Source organism: Thioalkalivibrio sp. ALJ24, assembly GCF_000377785.1.
Taxonomy (GTDB): Bacteria; Pseudomonadota; Gammaproteobacteria; order Ectothiorhodospirales; family Ectothiorhodospiraceae; genus Thioalkalivibrio.
Map to the genome: position 1 here is coordinate 364,595 of NZ_KB898725.1, position 10,154 is coordinate 374,748.

At 63.9% G+C, this 10,154-nt stretch carries 9 protein-coding genes and 1 pseudogene; 7 read left to right on the plus strand and 3 right to left on the minus strand.

Annotated elements, in window-relative coordinates:
• Nucleotides 1-30: 30 nt before the first annotated feature.
• Nucleotides 31-893, minus strand: a pseudogene (locus D571_RS14600) (helix-turn-helix domain-containing protein).
• A 422-nt stretch (nucleotides 894-1,315) separates the two neighbouring features.
• Between D571_RS14600 and sufB the strand changes: the two are divergent.
• The 7 genes from sufB to D571_RS0104055 all read left to right on the plus strand — a co-directional run bounded on the left by sufB (nucleotide 1,316) and on the right by D571_RS0104055 (nucleotide 6,727).
• Nucleotides 1,316-2,764, plus strand: coding sequence for a Fe-S cluster assembly protein SufB (sufB, locus tag D571_RS0104025; RefSeq protein WP_018935390.1), 1,449 nt, complete (start codon nucleotides 1,316-1,318; stop codon nucleotides 2,762-2,764).
• A 60-nt stretch (nucleotides 2,765-2,824) separates the two neighbouring features.
• Complete coding sequence (locus tag D571_RS0104030) at nucleotides 2,825-3,247, plus strand: SufE family protein (protein ID WP_018935391.1); 423 nt, start codon at nucleotides 2,825-2,827, stop codon at nucleotides 3,245-3,247.
• A 47-nt stretch (nucleotides 3,248-3,294) separates the two neighbouring features.
• The gene (gene sufC / locus D571_RS0104035) at nucleotides 3,295-4,044 is read left to right on the plus strand and encodes a Fe-S cluster assembly ATPase SufC (RefSeq protein ID WP_018935392.1); all 750 of its coding nucleotides are present in this window, start codon (nucleotides 3,295-3,297) and stop codon (nucleotides 4,042-4,044) included.
• Complete coding sequence (gene sufD / locus D571_RS0104040; protein ID WP_018935393.1) at nucleotides 4,041-5,378, plus strand: Fe-S cluster assembly protein SufD; 1,338 nt, start codon at nucleotides 4,041-4,043, stop codon at nucleotides 5,376-5,378. Before sufC ends, sufD begins: the two co-directional genes overlap by 4 nt.
• 24 nt (nucleotides 5,379-5,402) lie before the next feature.
• Nucleotides 5,403-5,948: a putative Fe-S cluster assembly protein SufT gene (gene sufT / locus D571_RS0104045; RefSeq protein WP_018935394.1), complete on the plus strand. Its 546-nt coding sequence runs from the start codon at nucleotides 5,403-5,405 to the stop codon at nucleotides 5,946-5,948.
• Nucleotides 5,948-6,268, plus strand: a complete 321-nt coding sequence (locus D571_RS0104050; protein ID WP_018935395.1) for a non-heme iron oxygenase ferredoxin subunit — start codon at nucleotides 5,948-5,950, stop codon at nucleotides 6,266-6,268. Before sufT ends, D571_RS0104050 begins: the two co-directional genes overlap by 1 nt.
• A 75-nt stretch (nucleotides 6,269-6,343) precedes the next feature.
• Nucleotides 6,344-6,727, plus strand: coding sequence for an iron-sulfur cluster assembly accessory protein (locus tag D571_RS0104055; protein WP_018935396.1), 384 nt, complete (start codon nucleotides 6,344-6,346; stop codon nucleotides 6,725-6,727).
• Between the two features lie 185 nt (nucleotides 6,728-6,912).
• Here D571_RS0104055 and D571_RS0104060 read toward each other — a convergent pair whose 3' ends face one another.
• Both D571_RS0104060 and D571_RS0104065 read right to left on the minus strand, forming a co-directional pair.
• Entirely contained in the window at nucleotides 6,913-7,884 is a 972-nt protein-coding gene (locus tag D571_RS0104060) for an ADP-ribosylglycohydrolase family protein (protein WP_018935397.1), read from the minus strand.
• A gap of 414 nt (nucleotides 7,885-8,298) precedes the next feature.
• Nucleotides 8,299-9,186 carry a homocysteine S-methyltransferase family protein gene (locus tag D571_RS0104065; RefSeq protein ID WP_018935398.1) on the minus strand — a complete coding sequence of 296 codons (888 nt, stop codon included), beginning with the start codon at nucleotides 9,184-9,186 and terminating at the stop codon, nucleotides 8,299-8,301.
• Between the last annotated feature and the right edge of the window lie 968 nt (nucleotides 9,187-10,154).

Here is a 10,154-nt window from a genome sequence, read left to right on the forward strand (position 1 = left end):
TGCGTCTTCGCGCGGTGCGGACAGGCAGGCTCAGCGCCGGGACTGGCGACGATATTCCCTTGGGGTCAGGCCGGTGGCCTCACGCAAGTGCCGCACAAGCTGCTGCGGGGTGTAGCCCACGGCGAGAGCAATCTCGCCGACCGGATCATCACCGTGCTCCAGTCGCTCACGGGCACGCTCCACCCTCAGGCGCGTCAAATGCCGGTGGGGCGGTTCCCCGTGTGACTGGCGAAACGCGCGAGCGAAGTGCCACGGCGAGAGCCCTGTGAGCGCGGCCAGATCCCCCAGCGTCACGCGCTCATCGAGATGAGCCTGGAGATAGTCGATCACCCGCGCCGAGTGATGCGGGGCCAGCCCGCCGCGCGGGAACGGGGCGGGACCCCGGGCTGCCGCCAGACGGGCCAGACGGACCACGATCGCGGAGAGAATGCTGTCGCTGAACAGGCGTGCCGGCGGATCGGCGCGCCCCAGCTCTCCCCACAGTGCCTCCAGACCATGTGCGATCAGCGGATCCTGCTGCAAATCGGCGTGCAACGCACCAAACTCCAGAGGTTCATCGACGTCCAGCTCCAGACAGGCACGCGCCAGCTCGGCAGGAATTCCCAGCGAACGCAGATGTGCGGTGCCCGCCATGCGCCCACGTGCGGCACCCCGGGGGCGATCAGCGCGAATTCTCCCGGACAGACGTTGCGGGCCACGCGACCCGCCCCCAGATCGGCTGTCACATGAAACGGCCGCGACCGGACCTGGCTGATGATCAGATCGCCGGTGGGCGGCATCCGGAGATCACCCGGACGTTGGGTATTGTCCACCATGGCAGCTGCTACGCCTTGCGGTGTGCGGGCCTCGTCGAGCAACTGGGCCCCAGTCGGCCGGGTCAGAAATTCGCTCATCCAGGCCCGGTCCTCCATGGCCCACCTCCGTACAGCTGCTCCCCTTTGTGCCGGGGCACAGATCCGAGGATAGTCCGACCGCGCGGATTTTCCGCAGACCGACATCCGGTCCGCACCGAAGCGGCCCGCGGTTCCCCGCACTGCGTATGGCCAAGAGTCCATGCGCTCCGAATACCTTATTGAAACACTCAGGAATTCCATTAGCGTATTGCAACACGGGTGACGAAGGTGCGGATCGCGCACCGAACACGTCCGGGAATCCATGGACCACGTCCCTGGATCCGGTAGAGGCGACGTACCCGAGAGAGCCTGCAGCATTTGTGTCCGGCTCTCCCGCAAGGGCGAGCGTTTCTGTCGGGGTTCCCGCTCATGGCGGCTTCCGGGCCGCGGAATCCCACCAACCCGAAGAACGGAGACCAAGCATGTCGACACAGCCGAAAGACATCGAGCAACTCGTCAAGCGCGACTACAAGTGGGGCTTTTCGACCGACATTGATCAGGACATCCTGCCGCCCGGGCTCGACGAGGATGTGATCCGCGCGATTTCGCGCAAGAAACGCGAGCCTCAGTTCATGCTGGACTGGCGACTTGCCGCCTACCGCGACTGGCTGGAGATGCGCGAGCCCAATTGGGCCCACGTGCATTATCCGAAGATCGACTTTCAGGCCATCTCCTACTTCGCGGCCCCCAAATCGAAAGACGACGCCCCCCAGAGCCTGGACGAGGTCGACCCCAAGCTGCTCGAGACCTACGAGAAGCTTGGCATCCCGTTGCATGAACGGGCGCGTCTGGCCGGGGTCGCCGTGGATGCCGTGTTCGACAGCGTCTCGGTCACGACCACCTTCAAGGAGAAGCTGGCGGAGGCCGGGGTCATCTTCTGTTCCTTCTCGGAGGCCCTGCAGAACCACCCGGAACTGATCGAACAGTATCTCGGCACCGTGGTGCCACGTAACGACAACTACTTCGCCGCGCTGAACTCCGCCGTGTTCTCGGACGGCTCGTTTGTCTACGTCCCCAGGGGCGTGCGCTGCCCGATGGAGCTGTCCACCTACTTCCGCATCAATGCGATGGACACCGGACAGTTCGAACGGACCCTGATCATCGCCGAGGAAGGTTCCCACGTCAGCTACCTGGAGGGATGCACCGCGCCACAACGCGACGAGAACCAGCTGCATGCCGCCGTGGTGGAACTGGTCGCCGAGAAGGACGCCGAGATCAAGTATTCGACCGTTCAGAACTGGTACCCGGGCGACGAGGAGGGCAAAGGCGGAATCTACAACTTCGTCACCAAGCGCGGGGAATGCCGGGGCGACAACAGCAAAATCGCCTGGACGCAGGTCGAAGCCGGGTCCGCGATCACCTGGAAGTATCCGAGCTGCGTCCTCACCGGAGACAACTCGGTTGGCGAATTCTATTCCGTCGCCGTCGGCAACAATTTCCAGCAGATCGACAGCGGGACCAAGATGATCCATGTGGGTCGCAACACCCGCAGCACCATCATCTCCAAGGGCATTTCAGCCGGTCGCGCGAACAACGCCTATCGCGGTCTGGTTCGCATGACTCCGGGGGCAGAGAACGCGCGGAACTACACCCAGTGCGACTCCCTCCTCCTCGGCTCCACCTGCGGCGCTCACACCTACCCCTACATCGAGTCCAGGAACCCGAGCGGCCAGATCGAGCACGAGGCGACCACGTCCACCGTGAGCGACGACCAGATCTTCTACCTGAAACAGAGGGGCCTGTCCGAGGAGGATGCGGTGAACATGATCGTCAACGGCTTCTGCAAGGAGGTCTTTGGCGAGCTGCCCATGGAGTTCGCCACCGAAGCCGAGGCACTGCTCGCCGTGTCCTTGGAGGGCGCGGTCGGCTGAGCCTCCGCGCGAGATCGACAGCGGTCTGCGAGCCATACACGAACCGGGAGGACCCAAGACATGAACGAGCAGGAACTGATGACGGCCTTCGAGATGCTTCCGGACTGGGACGACCGGTTCAAGATGATCGAGGACCTTGGCAGCAAGATGCCCGGCTTGCCGGAAGAGGCGAGAAACGAGACCAATCGCATCAAGGACTGCAACACCCAGGCGTGGCTGATCGCCCACCTGGACGACCATGACCCGCCCCGGCTCGTGTTTCAGGCCGACGCCGAAACGTCCATGGTGCGAGGTCTGATGGCACTGATGCTGTTGCCGTTTCGTGACAAGACGCCGGAAGACGTTCTGCAGACCGACCCCTACGAGATGTTCGGTCAGATCGGCATCGACGAAGCCCTCAGCCCTACGCGCCGGGCAGGCATGGAGGCCCTGATGTTTCGCATCCGGGAACTTGCGCTCGAACACATGGAGGCCAGGGCCTGATGCCTCCTTCCATTTCACAACCGGAAACCCGACCGGGAGAACACCAAATGCTTAAGATCGAGAACCTGAAAGCAGACATCGACGGCAAGGAGATCCTCAAAGGCATCGATCTCGAGGTCAAGCCGGGTGAAGTCCACGCGATCATGGGCCCCAACGGCTCGGGCAAGAGCACCCTTTGCCAGGTGCTTGGCGGGCGCGATGGCTACGAGATCACCGAGGGCTCCGTGACCTACCAGCAACAGAACCTGCTGGAAATGGATCCCGAGATCCGGGCGCGCGAGGGTCTGCTGCTCGGCTTTCAGTACCCGGTCGAAATCCCGGGCGTCAAGAATATCTATCTGCTCAAGGAAGCCTACAACGCCCGTCGCAAGCACCTGGGCGAACCGGAAGCGGATACGTTCCAGTTCCTGACCATGGTGCGCGAAAAAATGCAGATGATGCAGATGGACGAAAGTTTCCTGCATCGCGCGGTCAACTCGGGGTTCTCCGGCGGCGAGAAGAAACGCAACGAGATCCTGCAGATGCTGGTGCTCGAGCCCCGGCTGGCCCTGCTGGACGAAACCGACTCGGGCCTCGACATTGATGCCCTCAAGATCGTATCGGAAGGCGTCAACCATTTGCGCTCCGAGGACCGCGCGATCGTCCTGGTCACGCATTACCAGCGACTGCTGAGTCACATCGAACCCGACTATGTACATGTCCTGACCGGCGGACGGATCGTCAAGTCGGGCGACAAGACCCTGGCAGAAGAGCTTGAACGCGATGGTTACCAGGCGATCATCGAGGAGGCCGCATGAGTGCGATCAGCCGCGACACCCACTACGGCCAGCAGGCGGAACAACTCGACGAAACGCTCCCGGGCCACCTTCCGCAGTGGCTGCTCGAACGGCGCCGCGCGGCGGCCCGCCGTTTCGTCGAAACGGGGTTCCCCGACCCGCGCGACGAAGAATGGAAATACACCAACGTCCGTCCGCTGACCACCAAGGCGTTTGCCGCAGCGGAACGGCGCGATGCGCTCGACGCCGCAACCATCGCCGGGCATGCCCCCGCCGGGCTCGAACCAATCCGGCTGGTATTCGAGGACGGCCACCTGCGACCGGACCTGTCACAGCTGGATCCTCTCCCCGAGGGCGTGCAGATCCACGGGCTCAACGACGCGCTCCGGGAACACCCGGACTTTCTGCAACCGCACGTCGATGCGGTCTCCCATGAGAGGTTCTCGCCGTTCCCGACGCTGAACACGGCCTTCATGACCGACGGCGTGCTGATCCATCTGGCGCGGGGGGTCACACTCGAGCGCCCGCTGCAGCTTCTGCTGTACGGCAATGACGACAGCGAAGCGCTATGGTGCCATCCGCGCATCCTGATCGTCGCCGAGGAGCAGGCGGCTGCCACGGTGCTGGAACACTACGTGGATGCGGAGGGCGCGCGCGGCTTCACCAACGTGGTGACCGAGATCGTCGCCCAAGCCGGGGCACGGCTGCAGCACTACCTGCTGCAGGAACACAGCGACACCGCCTATCACGTCGGTAACGTCTTTGTGCGGCAACACCGCGACAGCGTTGTAACCTCGCACAACGTAAACATGGGCGGGCGGCTGGTGCGCCATGACCTGAATGTCGACCTGATCGAACCGGGCGCCGAGATCCACCTCAACGGTCTGTTCCTGGTCGGCGGAAGGCAGCATGCCGACACGCACACCCGCGTGCATCACTCGGTACCGCATACCCGGAGCCACGAAGAGTACCGTGGTATCGCCCAGGGCCATGGGCGGGGCGTTTTCAAGGGCCGGGTGCTCATCGAGGAGGGCGCTCAGAAGACAGACGCCGAACAGCACAGCGCCAACCTGCTGCTGTCGGACAAAGCCGAAATCGATGCCAAGCCGGAACTCGAAATCTACGCCGACGACGTCAAGGCAGCCCACGGCGCGACCGTCGGCCAGCTGGATGCGGAGGCCCTGTACTACCTGACCAGCCGCGGCATCCCCCGCGAGACGGCCCGCGCCATGCTGGTTCACGCCTTTGCCGAGCAGGTCCTCGAGCGCATGTCGCTCGAACCGGTCCGCGAGGCCATGCGGGACCGGCTGTCCCGGCGACTGCCGGGGACGATCGAAGGCTCGATCGGCTACTGAAGTCCCTGCAGGGAGGAACCTTAGATGCAGTCACAGGAAATCGTCACCCTGGAACGCGACACGCTCGCGGTCGCCGTGCCGGCAGGCCACCAGGTCATGATTGGCGAAGGCAGCAAGCTGGCACTGGTGCAGGCCCTGGGCGGCTCATTCACCGTCACCGCCCAGGGGCGCATGTTCCGCATCAGCGGCCGGGATGCCGATGCGCTGGGCAAGACACCGCTGCCGCCGCCGCAACTGCCCGACAATGCGACCGACGCCGACGTCGAAAACCTGGTCTGGGAACAGATCCGCAGCTGCTATGACCCGGAAATCCCGATCAACATCGTCGAACTCGGGCTGATCTATCAATGCGAGGTCGAGAAACTGGATGACGGGATGCGCCGGGTATGGATCGAGATGACCCTGACTGCGCCGGGCTGCGGGATGGGCGACACGCTCGCCACTGACGTCCGGAACCGGGTGCTGGAGGTCCCGACGGTCACCGAGGCCTCGGTCGAGATGGTCTTTGACCCTCCATGGGACCCCTCACGCATGACCGAGGCCGCCCGTCTCGAAACGGGGATGTTCTGATGAGTGACTGGGTGGATGTCGCCCCGGCGACCGCGATCGAGCCGGGGCAGTACCGCATCGTTGACGTCGACGACGTGCCCATCGCGGTATTCAACGTGGAGGGGGCCTTCTATGCCATCGAGGATCTGTGCTCCCACGAGGAATACCCGATCGCCGATGGCAAGCTCGACGGCGACCGGCTGACCTGCCCGCACCATGGTGCGGAGTTCTGTCTGCGTGATGGCCGGGCCCTGAGCGCCCCGGCCGTGGAATCCCTGACCTGTTTTCCCGTGCGCGTACAGGACGGCACGGTCCAGGTCCGTGACGACCGCTGGGATTGAGCAGCAAGCTGCCTGCCCCCGCATGCGTGACGCCCATCAGTGGCCGATACAATCCATCGAACAGGAGCGACAGCCATGTCTTCAGCTCTCGAAACAACCCTGGACACTGCCACGGACGTGCCACCCGGCGACCACCTGCGCGCAACCGACCGCGCGGTCCAACACATCCTCGGCCAGATGCAAACGGACCCGGAGGCCATCGGATTCCGGATCGAGGTCAAACGGACCGGCTGCTCCGGCTGGATGTATGTGGTTGACCTGGTGCACGAGGCCCGCAGCGATGACCTGGTCTTTCGGGTCGATGACCAGCTCAATATTCACGTCGATCCCCAGAGCTTCGAATTCGTGCGCGGAATGGAGATCGATTTCAAGGCCGAGGGTCTCACCCGTCAAATCATCTTCAACAACCCGAACGTGACCGCCGCGTGCGGCTGTGGCGAAAGCTTCTCCGTCGACTGACGAAGACCGGCAGGCGCGGCACTGCACCCGCGATGCCGGCGGCGTCAGCCTGCCCGTCCAGTGAACCGCTCATTGGCGGAATCGTCGTCGGCTTCATTGAGCCGACGGCAATCTGGCACCTGATGCCATCCGGTGAGAGCGGCGATCTCCGGCGGGTCGCTGGCGCTCGTTCGAACCGGGGGTATTCAACGCGCCTGTGGTGATTCCATCGTCGGGACACCCGACGGTGCGGCATTCGAGAGTTGCAGGAGTGCATCGCCGAGGCCGGCGATTCGGTCGTGCTGCCAGAGCCGGGTACGCCACGTTTCAGGGATCCCGGACTCTCCGTAAAAGACCCCGCCGAGCTGCCCGAAGATCGCAGCCGTGGTGTCGGCATCATCACCCAGATTGGCGGCCAGTAGCGCCCCTTCCCGAAAATCGTCACTGCGATCGAAGGCCCACAACGCCGCCTCCAGACTCTCGGCCACATATCCCGTGCCCCGAATCGCGGGCGGTTCGCTCTGCCGGAAGGACCCGTGGGCAATCGCCTCGATCCGGGGCGCGAGTGTGTCCCCGGCCACGAAACCGGGCAGCTCGCGCCAGGGGCACTCCAGAATCTCGCTGCGTCCCGCCCCTTGCAGGGCGGCCAGGATGTACCCGGTCCACAGACGGCAGGCGTCGAGGCATTCTTGGGCGGCATGCGTGGTCCTCGAACTCGCCTGTGCCGCCGCATGCGCCTGCACCGGCGTTTTCCGGTAGGCCAGGGGCACGGGGACCAGACGCATGAGCGAACCGTTCCCAGCGCTCCGGGGGTTATCCAGGCCACTCATCGGATGGCCCGAGCGCTCGTACCGGGACAGCGCCGCGCGCACCGTGTTGCCGATATCAAAGCATTCCCCGGTACTGCTCGCATATCCCTCCCGCCACCAGTGCACATAACGGTTCATCTGGTCACATGCATCGAACCCGCCGCGCTCCATCAGGCTTTCGGCGAGGGCAATCGCCATGGAGGTGTCGTCGGTCCACTGCCCCGGTTGCAGCCCGAACGGACCCCCTCCCGCCATGTCGGTGATCGGGGCGAAGGTGCCCGGGGGGCGGAACTCGAGCGTGGTGCCCAGCGCATCCCCGCAGGCCAGCCCCAGCAACGCGCCCCGATAACGATCCAGGAGTGCCGGCATCCCCCACCCTCCTGATGTCCATGTGGGTGCAGATTACACGTTCCTGATGCTCACGCTGCCGCACCCCCGAGCGGGCGATCTAGCACACGGGTACGCGCCCGCTCGTGAACCCGCGAGAGCATGTACCGACTGGCCCGGGCGAATGTCCCTGGACGCCTCGTCAGGCGGGAGGAGGCCCCCGATACGAGGAGGATGCCAGGGACGCAAGCCTCGCAGTCGATCCAGCGAGGAACAGGGGCAAGTCACGCGGATGGCGCTCGATGCACACCCGAGCGTCCCGGCCGTGTGCCGGGACCGGAATCCGGGTGACACCGCCGTGCGCCGTTGAGTCGACCCGCCCACCCTACCGCTTGCCTCTTCCCTCCCTGGCAGCGCCTCGAGTCACAAGCGGTCGTGGGTGCAGGATGGCGGGATTTACGGCTTCAGCCGTTCCCGCAGCGCGCGGATGTGTTCGGGGCCAACTTCACAGCACCCCCCAACCACGGTCGCTCCCAGCTCCACCCAACGCTCGACCGCAGTGGCATATGCGTCGGGCCCGAGGTCTTCCCTTGCAGACAGAACATCGACCGTGCCGCCCGGTTTCAGAGCCTCGACCGAGGTGAACCCGTTCGCATAGCCTCCATAGGGGACCCCGGCGTCGGCCAATTTCGGTAGCGCACGTTCGATTGCTTCAGGGGTGGAGCAATTGAGCAACAGCCCCGCCAGAGGCAACCCCTTTACAGCGTCAACCGCGGCTTCAACCGACTCTCCCGAACGTAGCTGGGGTGGCTGCCGGATATCATCGCTTACCGTGAAACTCAGGTAGACCGGCTTGCCGCTTTCCAGGGCCGCTTCTGTTGCCGCAACCCCCTCCTGGATCGACGGCAGGGTTTCACAGATGAACAGGTCCACATCGGGCTGGGCCCCAACAATCGCCGCATAATGCTCGCGACACTCGGCGTCCGACGGGGCGGACTCCGGGCTGTAGCTGCCGACCAGGGGCGGCAGGCACCCGGCCAGCCAAACCGGACCCCATGGGCATCCGGTACTCTGGCGGGCCGCGTCGGCCAGCGCGAAAGCCTCGGCCTGCATCGGCGAAAACCAGGCCACATCTCCGTCTCGGGCCAACCTTGGCGGCGTCGCGGTATAGGTGTTGATCGTCAACACTTCCGCACCCGCCCTGATGAAGTCCTCGTGCACCGCCTGCACCAGATCGGGACGCTCCCGCATCACATGCAAGGACCACAACGGATGGGCCGGCCGCTCAAAACGCCGATTCAGTTCCTGACCCAGCCCACCGTCCAGCAACGTTATGTTTTCCATACAGTCAGCCTAACCGGACCGGGGGTGCCAGAGTAGAACCCACGGAAATCGAAGACCTGTTCGAGTATGTCCCCGATGAGCAGGTCGCCTCAGATGACGAGCAACAGAAAGACTGACGGCCGATTACGGTCGTGAGCTCTCGGAGAGAGAAGGGGAAAGAAGGGGAAAGGGCGGCAAACGACCCCTGCCCGGCCCCCTCGTGGTCCCCGGGGACCACTGAGGCGACCAGGCAGAGCCCTGAGTGCCTGAAATAATTGGTGGCTACGCCCTGATTCGAACAGGGGACCCCATCATTATGAGTGTTCGCCGCCAGATCGCGATTTATTGCCCCAAATGGGCGCTAAACGGCACCATAAGGCCATTTCGAGGACCCCCCATAAAGCTCCGAGCGAAACCAAATGATGCCGATTAGCCCCGAATTTCGGCAAACCTCGATGTACCGTAATGGCACAGAATCTGTGCCACCACCACCCTCAGATTACTATTCTAACCGCTTCATGATCGCTGTCGTCGGCACAATTTCGCGGGCGCGAAACCCCTGAAAATACTCAGCCACCAACGGCGCGCCATCGTCAGTTTCGCGCCCGCGAAACGAACCCGAAGACCGCCTGAAAAACGAACAGGCACAAGCCATTTCGCGCCCGCGAAACAAGCCCAAAGCCCCCCTGAACAGCGAACAGGCACAAGCCGTTTCGCGCCCGCGAAACAAGCCCGAAGCCCCCCTGAACAGCGAACAGGCACAAGCCATTTCGCGCCCGCGAAACAAGCCCGAAGCCCCCCTGAACAGTGAACAGGCACAAGCCATTTCGCGCCCGCGAAACAAGCCCGAAGCCCCCCTGAACGACGAACAGACACAAGCCTGTTTCGCGCCCGCGAAACGAGCCCAAGCTGGAGTTGACACGGTTTCGTGGACACCTTGATGCTTGGCCCATAGGAGGTGTCCACATGCCACGTACTCGCCCCCATAC

Coding starts and splice junctions, on each gene's coding strand:
- sufB (WP_018935390.1), top strand. CDS start 1,316: ATGTCGACACAGCCGAAAGACATCGAGCAACTCGTCAAGCGCGACTAC.
- D571_RS0104030 (WP_018935391.1), top strand. CDS start 2,825: ATGAACGAGCAGGAACTGATGACGGCCTTCGAGATGCTTCCGGACTGG.
- sufC (WP_018935392.1), top strand. CDS start 3,295: ATGCTTAAGATCGAGAACCTGAAAGCAGACATCGACGGCAAGGAGATC.
- sufD (WP_018935393.1), top strand. CDS start 4,041: ATGAGTGCGATCAGCCGCGACACCCACTACGGCCAGCAGGCGGAACAA.
- sufT (WP_018935394.1), top strand. CDS start 5,403: ATGCAGTCACAGGAAATCGTCACCCTGGAACGCGACACGCTCGCGGTC.
- D571_RS0104050 (WP_018935395.1), top strand. CDS start 5,948: ATGAGTGACTGGGTGGATGTCGCCCCGGCGACCGCGATCGAGCCGGGG.
- D571_RS0104055 (WP_018935396.1), top strand. CDS start 6,344: ATGTCTTCAGCTCTCGAAACAACCCTGGACACTGCCACGGACGTGCCA.
- D571_RS0104060 (WP_018935397.1), bottom strand. CDS start 7,884: ATGCCGGCACTCCTGGATCGTTATCGGGGCGCGTTGCTGGGGCTGGCC.
- D571_RS0104065 (WP_018935398.1), bottom strand. CDS start 9,186: ATGGAAAACATAACGTTGCTGGACGGTGGGCTGGGTCAGGAACTGAAT.